Consider the following 16,809-nt stretch of genomic DNA (forward strand, 5'->3'; position numbering starts at 1 on the left):
GTGTCCTTCGAAAGAAGCCGACTTAGGCAGCCAGTTTCTTGGCTTTTTCGATTGCTTCTTCGATCGTGCCGACCATGTAGAACGCTTGTTCCGGCAGGTGGTCCAGTTCGCCCGACGAGATCATCTTGAAGCCCTTGATCGTGTCTTTCAGCGAAACGTACTTGCCTGGTGCGCCGGTGAAGACTTCAGCGACGTGGAACGGCTGCGACAGGAAGCGCTGCATCTTGCGAGCGCGTGCGACGACCAGCTTGTCTTCCGGTGCCAGTTCGTCCATGCCCAGAATCGCGATGATGTCACGCAGTTCCTTGTAGCGCTGCAGGGTGTTCTGCACGGCGCGCGCGGTGGCGTAGTGCTCTTCACCGACGACCAGCGGATCCAGCTGGCGCGAGGTCGAATCGAGCGGGTCGACCGCAGGGTAGATACCCAGCGAAGCGATGTCACGCGACAGAACGACGGTCGAGTCCAGGTGGGCGAAGGTGGTTGCAGGCGACGGGTCGGTCAAGTCATCCGCAGGGACGTACACGGCCTGGATCGAGGTGATCGAACCGGTCTTGGTCGAGGTGATGCGCTCTTGCAGACGGCCCATCTCTTCGGCCAGGGTTGGCTGGTAGCCCACCGCCGACGGCATACGGCCCAGCAGTGCCGAGACTTCGGTACCGGCCAGGGTGTAACGGTAGATGTTGTCGACGAAGAACAGAACGTCTTTGCCTTCGTCACGGAACGCTTCCGCCATGGTTAGACCGGTCAGCGCGACGCGCAGACGGTTGCCTGGTGGTTCGTTCATCTGACCGTAGACCATCGCCACTTTCGAGTTGGCCGGGTTTTCCAGGTCGACGACTTTTGCATCGGCCATTTCGTGGTAGAAGTCGTTACCTTCACGGGTACGCTCACCCACGCCGGCGAACACGGACAGACCCGAGTGTGCCTTGGCGATGTTGTTGATCAGTTCCATCATGTTGACGGTCTTGCCGACACCGGCGCCGCCGAACAGGCCGACTTTACCGCCCTTGGCGAACGGGCACACCAGGTCGATGACCTTGATGCCGGTTTCCAGCAGGTCGGTCGATGGCGACAGCTCGTCGTACGCAGGCGCGTCACGGTGGATCGAGGCCATGCGCTCGTGGCTGACCGGACCGCATTCGTCGATCGGGTTGCCCAGCACGTCCATGATGCGGCCCAGGGTCGGGGTGCCGACCGGAACCATGATCGGATTGCCGGTGTTCTGGATGATCATGCCGCGACGCATGCCGTCCGAGCTGCCCAGAGCAATGGTGCGGACCACGCCGTCGCCCAGCTGTTGCTGGACTTCCAGGGTCAGGTCCGAGCCTTCCATTTTCAGTGCGTCGTACACTTTCGGCATGGCGTTACGTGGGAATTCCACGTCAACCACGGCGCCGATACACTGAACGATTTTGCCTTCAGCCATGTTCGTTCCTTCAGATTTTATATAGTTGGATTCGTTTACTTGATCGGTTGGCGGCGGCAGTTAGACTGCTGCGGCGCCCGACACGATCTCGGAGAGTTCTTTGGTAATCGCAGCCTGGCGGGTCTTGTTGTAGACCAGCTTCAGGTCGCTGATGACACTGCCGGCGTTATCGCTCGCGGCCTTCATCGCGACCATGCGTGCCGATTGCTCGGACGCCAGGTTTTCAGCCACTGCCTGGTACACCAGCGCTTCGACGTAACGCACCAGCAGTTCGTCGATGACGACCTGTGCATCCGGTTCGTACAGGTAGTCCCAGCTGTGCGCGCCGGCCTGGGTTTCCAGGTGCGCTGCCGGCAGCGGGAGCAGCTGCTCGACCATCGGTTCCTGCTTCATCGTGTTGATGAACTTGGTGTAGCACAGGTAGACGGCGTCCAGCTTGCCTTCCTGATACGCGTCCAGCATCACTTTCACCGGGCCGATCAGTTTTTCCAGGTGCGGCGCATCGCCCAGCTGGGTCGCTTGCGAGACCAGCTTCATGCCGACGCGGTTCAGGAAGCCCAGGCCCTTGTTGCCAATGGCAACTGCCTCGACGCGGTTGCCCGCCAGTTCCTGTTCGCGCGCCTTCTGCGTTACCTGACGCAGGATGTTGGTGTTCATGCCGCCGCACAGACCTTTGTCGGTCGTGATGACGATGAAGCCCACAGCCTTCGCCTGCACGTGCTTGGCTTGCGCCATGAACGCGTGCGTGTACTCCGGGTTTGCATTGGCCAGATTGGCGGTGATGCTACGAACCTTCTCACTATAGGGACGGGCGGCGCGCATGCGATCCTGCGCCTTGCGCATTTTCGATGCGGCGACCATTTCCATCGCCTTGGTGATCTTCTTCGTATTCTCTACGCTCTTGATCTTGCCACGAATCTCTTTGCCTGCTGCCATGAGTCCTTACTCCTTGCGCGCACCGGCGTCGTGCTCACACGACGCCGGCTTGACGATTAATATGCGCCGGATTTCTTGAAATCAGCAACGGCGGCGGCGAGTGCTGCTTCGCTGTCCTTGTCCAGTTGCTTGGTTTCGTCGATCTTTGCCATCAGGGCAGCGTGACCCGACTTCAGGAAAGCGTGCAGACCGTGTTCGAACGGCAGCACTTTCTTGACTTCGATATCGTCCAGGTAGCCCTTGTTGACGGCGAACAGCGATGCGGCCATTGCCGAGGTCGACAGCGGCGAGAACTGCGGCTGCTTCAGCAGTTCGGTGACGCGTGCGCCGCGGTCCAGCTGCTTGCGGGTCGATTCGTCCAGGTCCGATGCGAACTGCGCGAACGCAGCCAGTTCACGGTACTGCGCCAGGTCGGTACGGATACCGCCCGACAGGCCCTTGATGACTTTGGTCTGGGCAGCGCCACCGACGCGCGACACCGAGATACCGGCGTTGATCGCAGGACGGATACCGGCGTTGAACAGCGAGGTCTCCAGGAAGATCTGGCCGTCGGTAATCGAAATCACGTTGGTCGGCACGAATGCCGAGACGTCGCCAGCCTGGGTTTCGATGATCGGCAGTGCGGTCAGCGAACCGGTCTTGCCGGTGACGGCGCCGTTGGTGAACTTTTCGACATAGTCGGCGTTCACGCGTGCTGCGCGTTCCAGCAGACGGCTGTGCAGGTAGAACACGTCGCCTGGGTACGCTTCGCGGCCTGGTGGGCGGCGCAGCAGCAGCGAAATCTGGCGGTAAGCGACGGCTTGCTTCGACAGGTCGTCGTACACGATCAGCGCGTCTTCGCCGCGGTCGCGGAAGTATTCGCCCATCGCGCAGCCCGAGTAGGCCGAGATGTATTGCATCGCTGCCGATTCCGACGCCGATGCGGCGACGACGATCGTGTATTCCATCGCGCCGTGCTGTTCCAGCGAACGCACGATGTTCTTGATGGTCGAAGCCTTCTGGCCGATCGCGACGTACACGCAGGTGACGCCTTGACCCTTCTGGTTGATGATCGCGTCGACTGCAACAGCCGATTTACCGGTCTGGCGGTCGCCAATGATCAGCTCACGCTGGCCACGGCCGATCGGCACCATCGCGTCGATCGACTTGATGCCGGTCTGCATTGGCTGCGACACCGACTCACGGGCGATGACGCCCGGGGCGATCTTTTCGATCGGCGCGGTCAGGGTGGTAGCGATCGGACCTTTGCCGTCGATCGGCTGGCCCAGTGCGTTGACGACGCGGCCACGCAGTTCCGGACCGATCGGCACTTCCAGGATGCGGCCGGTGGTCTTGACGGTGTCGCCTTCCGAGATGTGCTCGTAAGCACCCAGGATCACGGCGCCGACCGAGTCGCGCTCGAGGTTCATCGCCAGACCGAAGGTGTTGCCAGGGAATTCCAGCATCTCGCCCTGCATCACGTCCGACAGACCATGGATGCGGCAGATACCGTCGGCGACCGAGATCACGGTGCCTTGGTTGCGAACGTCAGCGGAACCTTCGAGGCCCTGGATCCGGCTCTTGATCAGTTCGCTGATTTCAGATGGGTTAAGTTGCATGCTTGCTAACTCCAATTATAGTTTCTTGATGCGTAGGGCAAGGGCGGGAACGCCGGCTGCGAGTGCGATGCTTTTCTGCTCGGGCTTAGGCAGCCAGCGCAACATGCATCTGTTGCAGCTTGGCGCGTACCGAGGTATCGAGCACTTCGTCACCAACGACCACGCGCACACCACCGATCAGCGAAGGATCCACTGTTACCGTTGGGTTGAGCTTGCGGCCAAATTTCTTTTCCAGCGTGGCGACCAGGCTTGCGACCTGTTCGCTCGAGATCTCGAACGCGCTGTAGATCGCGGCGTCGGCTGCGCCTTCGCTCGCATTCTTGAGGACGGCGAACTGGGCGCCGATCTCGGGCAGCAGGTTGATGCGGCCGTTTTCGGCCAGCATCGCGATGAAGTTCTTCGCTTCAGCGTTCAGCGGAGCCTTGACCAGCGACGCAATCGTGTCCGCCAGTTGTGCGTGCTTGACGTTCGGGTTGCTGGCGAAAGCCTGCACATCGGGAATGGCGCCGATCTGGCCCAGTTCCGACGCGATGGCCGACCACGCGTTCATGTCGCCGGTTTGGGCGACACGGAACAGCGCTTCGGCGTAAGGGCGGGCGACGGTTGCGAGTTCTGCCATGATCAGAGCTCGGTCGACAGTTTCGACAGCAGGTCGGCGTGGGCCGCTGCGTTGACTTCACGCTTCAGGATCTGCTCGGCGCCGGCAACCGCGAGGGTCGCGACCTGGCCACGCAGTTCTTCGCGCGCGCGCGTGACTTGCTGTTCGGCGTCGGCCTTGGCGGCGGCAACGATGCGTGCGCCTTCTTCGGCGGCGGTGCGCTTGGCTTCTTCGATGATCGCAGCAGCGCGCTTTTCAGCGTCGTTGATGCGCTTCTGGACTTCGTCACGGGCGCCGGCCAGTTCGGTCTGCACGCGCTTTTCGGCGGCAGCCAGGTCGGCCTTGCCACGGTCGGCGGCAGCCAGACCACTTGCAATCTTCGCGGCGCGCTCGTCGAGCGCCTTCATCAGCGGAGGCCACACGAATTTCATCGTGAAGATCGCCAGGATGAAGAACACGGCGAACTGCACAAACAACGTTGCGTTGATGTTCACGGTAAATTCCTTCTCACAAAAACGGATGCCGAACCCAGGAAGGTTCGGCGCTTCAGATCAAACGTTGCTTGATTAGCTGAATGGGCGTGCGAACACGAACAGCATGGCGATACCGACGCCGATCAGGAATGCCGCGTCGATCAGACCGGCCAGCAGGAACATCTTGGTTTGCAGGGTGTTCATCAGTTCTGGCTGACGTGCCGAGGCTTCCAGGTACTTACCGCCCATGATTGCGATACCGATGCAAGCACCGATGGCGCCCAGGCCGATGATCAAACCGCAAGCCAGTGCAACGAAAGAAAGGTCAGTCATGTGAAACTCCAAAAGTTAAATTAAAAACTAGATTAAAAACTACAACTTCTTTACAACCACTATCTTGTTCGATGCTTGCGGCGCCGATCAGTGGCCTTCATGGGCCTGACCGATATACACCAGCGTCAGCATCATGAAGATGAATGCCTGCAGGAACACGATCAGGATGTGGAAGATCGCCCAGATCGAACCCGCGATGATGTGACCAACCACACCAAACACGGTGGCCATGGAGCCGAGCAGAGCAATCAAGAGGAACAGCAGCTCACCGGCATACATGTTGCCGAACAGTCGCATACCGAGCGACACGGTTTTTGCTGCGTATTCGATGATGTTCAACAGCAGGTTGAACGGCGCCATCCAGATGCCGAACGGTGCTGCGAACAGTTCGTGGATCCAGCCGCCCAGGCCCTTGATCTTGACGCTGTAGTACAGCATCAGGGCCAGCACGCCGAGGGAAATGCCCAGGGTGCCGTTCAGGTCGGCGGTCGGGACCACTCGGTGGTAAGGAATCGCTTCGCCCAGGCCGACGGCGTTGAAGAACGACGAGAACATGTCGACCGGCAGGAAGTCCAGCGAGTTCATCAGGGCGACCCAGACGAACACGGTCAGTGCGGCAGGGGCGATGAAGCTGCGGTCGCCGTGCACGATCGATTTCGACTGGTCTTCGACCATCTCGACCAGCAGTTCGACGGCAGCCTGGAAGCGGCCCGGCACGCCCGAGGTGGCTTTACGCGCGGCCATCCACATGAACAGCGAACCGACCACGCCCATGGCGATCGACCAGAAAATGGTATCGTAGTTGAAGACACTGAAGTCGACCACGAAGTCCTGATGCTTGTTCGACAGGTGGCCGAGGTGGTGAGTAATGTACTCGGACGGGGTCGGGGCGTGCGCTGCGCCGTGTTCGATTGGGGTCGCCATGTGTCAGTGCCTAAATAATAAGATGATGTAACTTTTCAGCGCCACGAAGAACCCGGCGAGTAGCGCCAGCCAGTTCAGATCGTGGTACAGCTTGGCGGTAGCGAACAGTAGCGCTACCGTCAATATGATCTTTACAAATTCCCAGATGAAGAATGTCGCAGGACTCGCTCCGCCCGGCTTATGTGTCGCGGCGAACAGGCGAACTGCCATGATGCTGTTGGGCACAACACAACACAAACCGCCCAGTACTGCCGAAAACATCGCAGACCATCCCCCCAGAAGTGCGGCGATGACGCCGACGACGACTGTTGCTATCAACTGCAGGGAAACGATGCGCAGCATATTCTTTTAGGTCTCGCGCCAGCGCATTTTGGACGAACTACGATGTGGTAATTACATGAATCGCCGGAATTATAAGTGGTTATACGGACGTGAGTCAAACGATTCCCAACTTATAACTGGTGCGTAAAGATGACGAAAATGTGACACGTTGCGGTACGAATCAGCAATATTTTCAGTTACTTAAGGAAGATTGCTGCCGCGTGGTGGAATTGACAATCGGGGTGGAGTGAGTGCGTGCTGACGTGGGGTGTATGTAAGCGTGGTGGTTAGGAGACGTATGTTGGACGCGTTGGCGGCTCCGCCGCCGACGCGTTCAACGCTACCCCGACCAACCGGGTCGCCTCCCTGATTTCTTACGCGCGCAGCCGCGCCAGCACACCGTCGAGGATATCGAGGTCGGCGAAATCGATGATCAGCTGCCCCTTCCCCTTCGGCCCCATCTTGAACATCACCGGCGTTGCCAGGTGATCCGACAGCTCTTCTTCCAGGCGCACGATGTCGCCCGCTTTCTCCTTGGCGCGCGCGGAAGGGGTCGGCGCGTTCTGTTCCTCGATCGCGCGTGCCACCAGCTTTTCGGTCTCGCGCACCGACAGCCGTTTCGCGATCACGTGATTGGCCAGCGTGATCTGGTTCGCGCTGTCCACCGCGAGCAAGGCGCGGGCGTGGCCCATGTCGATATCCCCTGCCATCAGCATAGTCTGCACCGGCTGCGCCAGGTTGATCAGGCGAAGCAGGTTCGACACCGCACTGCGCGAACGGCCGACCGCGTGCGCCGCCTGCTCATGGGTGAAATTGAAATCCGAGATCAAACGCTGGATGCCTTGCGCTTCTTCGAGCGGGTTCAGGTCTTCGCGCTGGATGTTCTCGATCAGGGCCATCGCGGCCGCGGCCTGGTCGTCGACTTCGCGCACCAGCACCGGGATCTCTTCCAGCCCGGCCATCTGCGCCGCACGGAAGCGGCGTTCGCCGGCGATGATCTCGTACGGCACCGGGCTGCCCGCGCCGAGCGGACGCACCAGCACCGGCTGCATGATGCCCTGGGTTTTGATGGAGGCGGCCAGCTCGGACAGGCTAGTTTCGTCCATGCGGGTACGCGGCTGGTATTTGCCGGCCTGGATCTGGTCGACCTTCAGGGTCGACGGCAGTTGCGCGCTGGCCGCCTCCGGTGCGCTGTCGCCGCCGAGCAGGGCGTCGAGACCGCGGCCGAGTCCTTTCAGTTTTTTGGTTGCCATGTTCTATGTTCTCCTGGCGATTACATTGTCTTGATGCGTTCGACCATCTCGGCGCCGAAGGCGATGTACGCCTGCGCGCCTTTCGACGACGGATCGAAGGTCACGCCCGGGATGCCGTAGGACGGCGCTTCGGCCAGGCGCACGTTGCGCGGGATGATGGTGCGGAACACCTTGTCGCCGAAGTGCTGCTCGAGCTGGCTCGACACCTGCTGCGACAGCGTCATGCGCGGATCGAACATCACGCGCAGCAGCCCGATGATCTTCAGATCGGTATTCAGGTTAGCGTGCACCTTCTTGATGGTGTTGACCAGGTCCGACAGACCCTCGAGTGCGTAGTACTCGCACTGCATCGGAATGATCACGCCATGCGCGGCGCACAAGCCATTCAGCGTCAGCAGCGACAGCGCCGGCGGGCAGTCGACCAGGATGAAGTCGTATTCGCCGTCGACCGCGGCCAGGGCCTCCTTCAGGCGCCGCTCGCGGTTATCCAGCGAGACCATCTCGACTTCGGCGCCGGCCAGTTCGCGGTTGGCGGGCAGCACGTCGAAGCGCCCTGCTTCCGAGCGCACCCGCGCGCTGGTAACGTCGGCCTCGCCCAGCAGCACCTGGTAGATCGAGCTTTCCAGCGACGCCTTGTTGATGCCGGCGCCCATGGTGGCATTGCCCTGCGGGTCGAGGTCGACCAGCAGCACGCGCTGGTTCAGTTTCGACAGGCCGGCCGACAGGTTGACGGTGGTGGTGGTCTTGCCGACTCCACCCTTCTGGTTCGCAACGCAAAAAATCTTCGCCATCTATTCTTGTCCGTAGGATGGTGCAATAAGGCTCTATATGATTAATACAGTACGAATCGTATTAACCATTCATACTGTATAAACCTTATAAACTGTTTATACGCTTTATACGATCTATTTCGTTTAACCGTTCCGCTCGATATAGACCAGGTGCCGTTCCGCTCCCAGCTTTGGCACTTGCAGCGGCTGCAGATCGCTCACCCGCCATTCCTGTGGCACCCGCTCGCGCTCCTCGCTTGGCGCCGTGCCTTTCAAGGCGATGAATTTGCCGCCCTCGGCCAGCAGGTGCCCTGACCAGTTGACGAAGTCGGATAGGTCGGCGAAAGCGCGCGAAGTGATGACGTCGAATTTGTCGCGCACCGTCAGGTCCTGCACCTTCATCGTGTAAACGGTCACGTTGGCCAGGCCCAGCTCCGCCTTCACTTGCATGAGGAAGGCTGTTTTTTTGTGCACGGTGTCGATCATCGACACTTTCATGTCCGGGCGCATGATCGCCAGCACGATGCCCGGCAGGCCACCGCCGGCGCCCACGTCCAGCACGTTGTGGGCGGCGACGAAGGCCGGCACTGCCGCCAGCGAATCGAGCAGGTGGTGGGTGACCATCTGCATCGGGTCGCGCAGCGAGGTCAGGTTGTAGACGCCGTTCCACTTGTGCATCAGCTGCAGGTAAGCCATCAGCTTGTCCTGCTGTGCCGCGTCGATGCCGAGCTTCATTTCCTCGATGCCTTCTTGCAGCACCTTGGCCAGTTGGTCGCGGTTGAAGGCGTATTTCATTCAGCTGCCTCCACCGGAGCGCTGGTAAAGCCCTTGGCGCCGCGCTTCTTGAGGTGCACCAGCAGCAGCGAGATCGCCGCCGGGGTCACGCCTGAGATGCGCGACGCCTGGCCCAGGGTTTCCGGACGCTGCTTGTCCAGCTTCTGGCGCACTTCGATCGACAGGGCCACGATCTCCAGGTAGTTCAGGTTCTCGGGCAGCTTCAGGTTTTCGTAGTGGTCGTGACGTTCGACTTCACGCGCCTGGCGATCGATATAGCCCGAATACTTGAGCTGGATTTCGACCTGTTCCTTCACTGCAGGATCCTCCACGCCAGGTCCACCCAGTGGCTGACCGTCGACGCCCTGCATGCTGACCAGGGTGTCGTACACCACGCCCGGACGTCTGAGCAAGTCGGCCAGGTTGTACTCGCGTTCGATCGCCTGCCCCACCACGCGCTCGGATTCGGCCGCGGCCAGGATGCGCGGGTTGACCCAGGTCGAGCGCAGGCGTTCCAGCTCGCGCGCCACCGATTCACGCTTGGTCTCGAAGGCGGCCCACTGGGCGTCGCCAACCAGTCGCAGCTTGCGGCCGGTCTCGGTCAGGCGCATGTCGGCATTATCCTCGCGCAGCGACAGGCGATATTCGGCGCGGCTGGTGAACATGCGGTATGGCTCGGCCACGCCTTGCGTGGTCAGGTCGTCGACCAGTACGCCAAGATAGGCTTCCGAACGGCCCGGGGTCCAGGCTTCTTCTCCCTTGGTTTGCAGCGCGGCGTTGAGGCCGGCGAGCAGGCCCTGGGCCGCAGCCTCTTCATAGCCGGTGGTGCCGTTGATCTGACCGGCGAAGAACAGGCCCTTGATCGACTTGGTCTCGAGCGATGCCTTCAGGCCGCGCGGGTCGAAGTAGTCGTATTCGATCGCATAACCGGGACGCAGGATGAAGGCATTCTCCAGTCCGCGCATCGAGCGCACCAGGTCCAGCTGCACGTCGAACGGCAGACTGGTCGAGATCCCGTTCGGGTAGAACTCGTTGGTGGTGAGGCCTTCCGGTTCGAGGAAGATCTGGTGCGACTCTTTCGAGGCGAAGCGGTGGATCTTGTCTTCGATCGACGGGCAATAGCGCGGGCCGACACCTTCGATCACGCCGGTGTACATCGGGCTGCGGTCCAGGCCGGAGCGGATGATGTCGTGGGTTTTCTCGTTGGTGTGGGTGACCCAGCATGGCACCTGGCGCGGGTGCATGGCGGTGGTGCCCATGGTAGAGAACACCGGCACCGGATCGAGGTCGCCCGGCTGTTCGGTCAGCACCGAGAAGTCGATGCTGCGGCCGTCGATGCGCGGCGGCGTGCCGGTCTTCAGGCGGCCTTGCGGCAGCTTGAGTTCTTTCAGGCGAGCGGACAGCGAGGTCGCGGGCGGGTCGCCGGCACGGCCGCCGGAGTAGTTCTGCAGGCCGACGTGGATCTTCCCGTCGAGGAAAGTGCCGGCGGTGAGCACCACGGCGCGGGCGCGGAACTTGAGGCCGACCTGGGTGACGGCGCCGACCACGCGGTCGCCCTCCACCATCAGGTCATCGACGGCCTGCTGGAACAGCCACAGGTTCGGCTGGTTCTCGATGCGCGAACGGATCGCCGCCTTGTACAGGACGCGGTCGGCCTGGGCGCGGGTGGCGCGCACGGCCGGACCTTTGGACGAGTTCAGGATGCGGAACTGGATACCGGACTCGTCGGTAGCGATGGCCATGGCGCCGCCGAGGGCGTCGACTTCCTTGACCAGGTGGCCCTTGCCGATGCCGCCAATCGATGGATTGCAGGACATGGCGCCAAGGGTTTCGATGTTGTGGGTCAGCAGCAGAGTCTTCTGACCGGTGCGCGCGGACGCAAGCGCGGCTTCGGTGCCGGCATGGCCGCCGCCGACGACGATGACGTCGAATTCAGTAGGAAATAGCATGATGGGGAATGGTGCGAGGAGGCTAAGCGGGGATTATAGATTCTTTTTTCCTGTAGGACTCGGCAAGGGGCTGAAAACGACAGATTTTGTTCCACGTGAAACAGTGCTCATCGGTATGCCGACGAATGTTTCACGTTAAACAGCTACAAAAAAGCCGGGATAACCCGGCTTCGATGTTTCACGTGGAACAGCGGGATCACCAGCCCAATTTTGTGAACGCGTCATAGGCCGTCTTTACGATCAGCGCCGTCACCACGAACAGGAACAGCTTGCGGACAAAACCACTGCCGTGCTTCAACGCCAGCCGGGTGCCGACCAGCGAGCCGACGATCTGGCATCCGGCCATCAGCAGACCGAGCTGCCACAACAAGTGGCCGCTGTACCCGAACCACAGCAGTGCTGAAAAGTTGCAGGCGACATTAACGATCTTGGCCGCCGCCGACGCGCTCAGAAAATCGAAGCCAAAAAAGCGTACGAACAGGAAGATCAGGAAGCTGCCGGTACCGGGTCCGAAAAAGCCGTCGTAGAAACCGATCGCCGCACCGATCGCGATAGCCCAGTAGCGTTCCGCCAGTCCGCTGTGCAGAGGCGCATGCACCGAGCCGAGATCCTTTTTCATGAAAGTATAGACCGCCACCGCCACCAGGATGAACGGCAGCAGCGCGCGCACGAAATCGGCAGGCACCCGCGTCACCGTCCAGGCGCCGACGAAGGACAAGGCAAAGGCAGCCACTGCCGCCGGCGCCGCCGTGCTCCAGGCGACACGGACACGTCGCGCATAACTCACAGCCGCGGAACCGGTGCCGAAAATCGCTGCCAGTTTATTGGTACCGAGGATGGTGGCCGGTGCCTCTTTCGGCAGCAGCGAGAACATCGCGGGAATCTGGATCAGGCCACCGCCGCCGACAACGGCATCGACCAAGCCGGCGGCAAACGCGGCGCCGCCGAGCCACACAACGTCAATCATGGAAGAACTTTCAGGAAGAGCAGAAGCAAGATTTTACGGCAAGCCGGCTGTACCGACGCAGTGCCGCAAGCTGCCTTTGCTGAAAAACTTGAGCGCTCTTACCTGCCCTGCCCGGTAAGAAAATCGACCAGCAACGCATTCAAGCGCTGGGTAGCCGACAGCTGCATCCAGTGGTCGGCGCCGCTCAACTGTTCGAAGCGGAAACCCGCGCGGCAGTGCCGGACCGAATCGGCCATCTGCTTTTCGCCAAGCGCGGGATCCTGATCGCTCCACACACCCATCACCGGAATATCGACCGGCTTCCAGCGGCGCGGCGCGGTGGTCTTGAAATTGGCGCGGTAGTAATTGAGCGCAGCGGTGAGCCGCCCTTCCGGCTCGAGCGGGATGCGCCAGATCTCCTGCTGCTCAGGGTCCTTGATCATTTGCCGCAGGACGAACCAGTCATTCGCACGGAGCAGTTGCTCGGCCAATACCGGCGTCTTGAACACCATGACATACCAAAAGCGTAGATGCTGGGAAATGCCGGCTTGGGCGATCGCCGCAGGATGACCGGTGGACAGCGCAGCATAGCGATCGAACCGGTCCGGCGCATGCATGGCCAGGTGCCACCCGATCAGGCCGCCCCAGTCGTGACCGACCAGCGATGCCTTTTCGATGCCGAGTGCGTCCATCAAACGCAAGACATCGTCAGCCAGGAAATTAATTGAATATGCTGCGATATCGGACGGCGCATCGGTGCGTCCATAGCCGCGCAAATCGGGAGAGATCACCTGCAGCCCGGCGGCAGCCAGGGCTGGAATTTGATGACGCCAGATCGCATGGGTATCAGGGAAACCGTGCAGCAACAGGACCGGCCGGCCTGTTCCGCTACTGACGAAATGCATGTCAAGGCCATTGACCTTGGCAAAGCGTGAATCGACGACCATTGCAGATCCTTCACGGCAAAGTTGGAATGCGCTTCTCTGCCGATCAACAACGTCGCACAGGAAGCAAGCTGATCTTTCCAACCATACCATGCCCGAATATCGGCCCGCATTCGATAAGGGACAGCTCGCCAATCAACGGACGAAGCCTGCGTTCATGAGGTGCAACTGCCGCCGCACTTCGGCAGTCGAGCCCATGAACGATCTGCGGACAAAGATGGAATTTCCGCTGAGCCGTGATTCGATGGAACAGAGCTTACCAGATCGTAAACGCCTGTCCAGACCCCGTCTGTGGATAAGCAACTTGATATCCACAGGTATCGATTGTGCAGAACTCGCGCTTTTTGCACAGGCAAAAATGTTGTCCAGATTTACCAACGACCAGACCGGCAAGCAATGCACTGACTTATCCCGACAGTAAACGACTGATTCTGCAACGCTAAATCGGGTTTTCCACAGAAATGCGCAGGTGTTAACCATTACTATCAACGGTGTATACAGATACTGGTTATAAAACATAACGAGCTTTGCGAAAAAAAATTTTCCAGTTCGTTGCTACTTTGCACCGTGACTGGCGATGTCTCGCATCGCACTGCCTGCACGCCGAACACTGGCCAGCCAGGCCCGACAGTCGGCATATGGTCTGAATCCTTGCAGCCATCTGTGGAGAACCCAATGAATATCCACAGGACTGAATGTGCAGAAGGGTCGCATCGGCACTGCTCCCCGATTTCTATCCAACTTTCCTACAACGCAAAAACAGATGTTTTCCCGCCTGTTTACGCGACCGTAAACCACTGATGTTGTGGAAAAAACGCCGGTTATCCACAATCGCACAGGCGTTTACTATTACTACCAATCTGTATACAAGTTATTAGATACAACAACAAAACAATTCGCGACCGCAAACACTGCCGGCAAACGTCGAAAGCTATTGCTTCAAAAGCGTCAGCCAAAAAATCAGGGAACCAGATGATCGATCAAGCTGCCAGCAACGTCTGCAATCAAAGACCTGGAGCGCTACAGGACAGCTTGTATTCACGGATACCGGCCTGAAAGCCAATCTGATGTGGAAAAACCGCTGAATATCCACAGGAGTGGATGTGCAGAACCGGCTGTTTGCCGGCAACCCGGATTTTTATCCAAGATCCGTTACACGCAAACGCAAGGTTTGTCAGCCAGGTAAACCGGAACGTAAATCGTTGATACTGTGGAGTAAACGCCGTTTATCCACAGTTCAGTGCGCGTTTACTATCACTATCAACTTTGTATACATACTTTTTAAGTAAACAAACAAAGGCAAGTCGCCGAAAAACGCGAGCGAAATCGCTCTGCCTGGCTGACGCAGGACCAATAGTCACCCAGTAGACATGGTTACCCTTGGTAGTTGTCAGACATCCGGACAACCCATCCTTACAAAAACAGTTGTGTACAAGATGGGTGTTATGCACACTCTCTGCCAACAGAAGCACGGGTAGCCGTTGAATGGATGGTTGTAAGGCACGATTCAGCATCGAACACGCCCTGCTCTCCGGTTACCTCTCAACCCGCACCAAGGAAGAACAACAAAAGATGCGTCTAGGAATCATCAGCGCACTGCATGAAGAACAGGCAGGGCTCGTGGAGGCCATGGAAAGGCCCTCCAGGCTCATCCATGGCATGCGCGAGTACTTTGTCGGACAGCTGTGGGAAATCGACGCTGTGTGCGTCTTATCGCGTATTGGCAAGGTTGCCGCTGCCATGAGCGCGACAACGCTTGTGGAGAAGTTCGGAGTTACCCACATCCTGTTTACCGGCGTGGCCGGTGCCGGCGACAAAACGGTGCGTGTCGGCGACATCGTGATCGCCGAATCGCTGGTCCAGCACGACATGGATGCCAGTCCCCTGTTTCCACGCTTCGAGGTGCCGCTGATCGGCCGCTCGCACTTCCAGCCCGACCTGCAGCTGTCGATGCGGCTGTCCGTCGCCGCCCATGACTTCCTGGAACAGGATTTCATGGAAGCGATTCAGCGCCAGGACCAGATGGCGTTCCAACTCGAGCAGCCGCGCGTGCACCGCGGCCTGATCGCCAGCGGCGACCAGTTCGTCAACGACCGCCTGCGCCTGGAAGCGATGAACGGTGCCCTGCCCGGGCTGGTGGCAGTGGAAATGGAAGGCGCCGCGGTGGCGCAGGTGTGTCACGAGCTGAACGTGCCGTTCGCCGTGATCCGCGCGATTTCGGACAACGCCAATGAAAACGCGGCCCACGACTTCATGCGCTTCGTGAAATCGGTGGCCGCGCAGTACGCGTTCTACATCACCCGGCGCCTGTGCCGGGAACTCCGGGATGCGCCGCTTCAGCCCAGGATCGACTCGGCCGGCACGTAGTCGTATCCCAGCGCCTGGGCCACCGCCTCGAAGGTGACCTTGCCCTGGCAGACGTTCAGGCCATGGCGCAGGTGGATGTCGTCTGTCAGAGCCTGTCTCCAGCCTTTGTTCGCCAATGCCACGGCATGGCCGATGGTGGCGTTATTCAGGGCAAAGGTCGAGGTGCGCGCCACCGCCCCCGGCATGTTCGCCACGCAGTAGTGGATCACGCCATCGACCACGAAGGTGGGATCGGCATGGGTGGTGGGGTGCGAAGTCTCGAAGCAGCCGCCCTGGTCGATCGCCACATCCACCACCACCGAGCCTTTCTTCATGCGGGCGACCATGGCACGTGTGACCAGCTTCGGCGCCGCGGCGCCCGGCACCAGCACGCCGCCGATCACCAGGTCGGCCGCCAGCACGCTTTCTTCCAGCGCATGCGCATTCGAATACAGGGTGGCGATGCGGTTGCCGTAGACCAGATCGAGCTGGCGCAGGCGGTCGACGTTCTTGTCCAGCACCGTGACCCGCGCACCGGCGCCGACCGCCATCTGCAGCGCATTGGTGCCGACCACGCCGGCGCCGATGATCACCACATGGCCGGCCGCCACGCCCGGCACGCCGCCCAGCAGCAGGCCCATGCCGCCCTTCGACTTCTCCAGGTGGCTGGCGCCGGCCTGGATCGACATGCGGCCCGCCACTTCGCTCATGGGCGCCAGGAGCGGCAGGCCGCCGCCAGGGCCGGTGATGGTCTCATAGGCGATGCAGACGGCACCAGAGGCCACCAGGGCGGCGGTTTGCTCGGGATCGGGTGCCAGGTGCAGGTAGGTGTAGAGAATCTGGTCGGGGCGCAGCATGGCGCATTCCGCGGCTTGCGGTTCCTTGACCTTGACGATCATGTCGGCGCGCGCGAAGACTTCCGTGGCGCTGTCGACGATGGTGGCGCCGGCGGCGCCGTATTGCGCGTCATCGAGGCCGATCTCGGCGCCGGCATTGCGCTGGACGATGACTCCGTGGCCGCGTGCGACCAGTTCGTGGACGGAGGCCGGCGTGAGGCCGACCCGGTATTCGTGGTTCTTGATTTCCTTTGGAACGCCTACAAGCATGTCGGTCTCCTTTGGGGTGTCTCCTGCGGTTCTCCTGCCTTTTTCGTTTTGCTGCTGTGTTGATGGTGTTGAACGCGTCGGCAGGGGACCTGCCGACCCTACGGGTTGCGAA

General features: G+C 60.3%; 16 protein-coding genes. 1 reads left to right on the forward strand and 15 read right to left on the reverse strand.

Features of this window, described 5'->3' with window-relative positions; all coding sequences use genetic code 11:
- Positions 1-22: 22 nt before the first annotated feature.
- From atpD to RTQ83_RS11940, 14 genes are all read right to left on the reverse strand, one after another.
- Positions 23-1,426 (reverse strand): F0F1 ATP synthase subunit beta, encoded by a 1,404-nt coding sequence (gene atpD, locus RTQ83_RS11875; protein WP_312514605.1) that lies wholly within the window; start codon positions 1,424-1,426, stop codon positions 23-25.
- A 60-nt stretch (positions 1,427-1,486) separates the two neighbouring features.
- Positions 1,487-2,362, reverse strand: coding sequence for a F0F1 ATP synthase subunit gamma (gene atpG, locus RTQ83_RS11880; protein WP_312514606.1), 876 nt, complete (start codon positions 2,360-2,362; stop codon positions 1,487-1,489).
- 56 nt (positions 2,363-2,418) lie between these two features.
- On the reverse strand, positions 2,419-3,960 hold the full coding sequence (atpA, locus tag RTQ83_RS11885; protein ID WP_312514608.1) for a F0F1 ATP synthase subunit alpha: 1,542 nt from the start codon (positions 3,958-3,960) through the stop codon (positions 2,419-2,421).
- Between the two features lie 85 nt (positions 3,961-4,045).
- Positions 4,046-4,579 (reverse strand): F0F1 ATP synthase subunit delta, encoded by a 534-nt coding sequence (locus tag RTQ83_RS11890; RefSeq protein ID WP_312514610.1) that lies wholly within the window; start codon positions 4,577-4,579, stop codon positions 4,046-4,048.
- 2 nt (positions 4,580-4,581) lie between these two features.
- Positions 4,582-5,052 carry a F0F1 ATP synthase subunit B gene (locus tag RTQ83_RS11895; protein WP_312514613.1) on the reverse strand — a complete coding sequence of 157 codons (471 nt, stop codon included), beginning with the start codon at positions 5,050-5,052 and terminating at the stop codon, positions 4,582-4,584.
- A gap of 72 nt (positions 5,053-5,124) precedes the next feature.
- Positions 5,125-5,364 (reverse strand): F0F1 ATP synthase subunit C, encoded by a 240-nt coding sequence (atpE, locus tag RTQ83_RS11900; protein ID WP_056340707.1) that lies wholly within the window; start codon positions 5,362-5,364, stop codon positions 5,125-5,127.
- Positions 5,365-5,451: 87 nt separating this feature from the next.
- Positions 5,452-6,288: a F0F1 ATP synthase subunit A gene (atpB, locus tag RTQ83_RS11905; RefSeq protein WP_290417862.1), complete on the reverse strand. Its 837-nt coding sequence runs from the start codon at positions 6,286-6,288 to the stop codon at positions 5,452-5,454.
- Positions 6,289-6,291: 3 nt separating this feature from the next.
- Entirely contained in the window at positions 6,292-6,630 is a 339-nt protein-coding gene (locus RTQ83_RS11910) for an ATP synthase subunit I (protein ID WP_312514617.1), read from the reverse strand.
- Between the two features lie 353 nt (positions 6,631-6,983).
- Positions 6,984-7,862, reverse strand: a complete 879-nt coding sequence (locus tag RTQ83_RS11915) for a ParB/RepB/Spo0J family partition protein (RefSeq protein WP_312514620.1) — start codon at positions 7,860-7,862, stop codon at positions 6,984-6,986.
- A 20-nt stretch (positions 7,863-7,882) separates the two neighbouring features.
- Positions 7,883-8,653, reverse strand: a complete 771-nt coding sequence (locus tag RTQ83_RS11920) for an AAA family ATPase (RefSeq protein ID WP_312514622.1) — start codon at positions 8,651-8,653, stop codon at positions 7,883-7,885.
- Positions 8,654-8,776: 123 nt separating this feature from the next.
- Positions 8,777-9,427, reverse strand: coding sequence for a 16S rRNA (guanine(527)-N(7))-methyltransferase RsmG (gene rsmG / locus RTQ83_RS11925; RefSeq protein WP_312514624.1), 651 nt, complete (start codon positions 9,425-9,427; stop codon positions 8,777-8,779).
- A complete protein-coding gene (gene mnmG / locus RTQ83_RS11930; protein ID WP_312514626.1) occupies positions 9,424-11,355 on the reverse strand; it encodes a tRNA uridine-5-carboxymethylaminomethyl(34) synthesis enzyme MnmG in 1,932 nt (643 codons plus the stop codon). Before mnmG ends, rsmG begins: the two co-directional genes overlap by 4 nt.
- Before the next feature lie 196 nt (positions 11,356-11,551).
- Positions 11,552-12,322: a TSUP family transporter gene (locus RTQ83_RS11935; protein ID WP_312514628.1), complete on the reverse strand. Its 771-nt coding sequence runs from the start codon at positions 12,320-12,322 to the stop codon at positions 11,552-11,554.
- A 98-nt stretch (positions 12,323-12,420) separates the two neighbouring features.
- Positions 12,421-13,248, reverse strand: coding sequence for an alpha/beta hydrolase (locus RTQ83_RS11940; protein WP_312514630.1), 828 nt, complete (start codon positions 13,246-13,248; stop codon positions 12,421-12,423).
- 1,569 nt (positions 13,249-14,817) lie between these two features.
- On the opposite strand from RTQ83_RS11940, the gene RTQ83_RS11945 reads away from it, so the two are divergent.
- The gene (locus tag RTQ83_RS11945) at positions 14,818-15,612 is read left to right on the forward strand and encodes a 5'-methylthioadenosine/adenosylhomocysteine nucleosidase (RefSeq protein WP_312514682.1); all 795 of its coding nucleotides are present in this window, start codon (positions 14,818-14,820) and stop codon (positions 15,610-15,612) included.
- Here RTQ83_RS11945 and ald read toward each other — a convergent pair.
- On the reverse strand, positions 15,582-16,697 hold the full coding sequence (gene ald / locus RTQ83_RS11950) for an alanine dehydrogenase (protein ID WP_312514632.1): 1,116 nt from the start codon (positions 16,695-16,697) through the stop codon (positions 15,582-15,584). The genes RTQ83_RS11945 and ald overlap by 31 nt on opposite strands.
- Positions 16,698-16,809 lie beyond the last annotated feature (112 nt).

The organism is Massilia sp. (assembly GCF_031995545.1).
Taxonomy (GTDB): domain Bacteria; phylum Pseudomonadota; class Gammaproteobacteria; order Burkholderiales; family Burkholderiaceae_D; genus Telluria.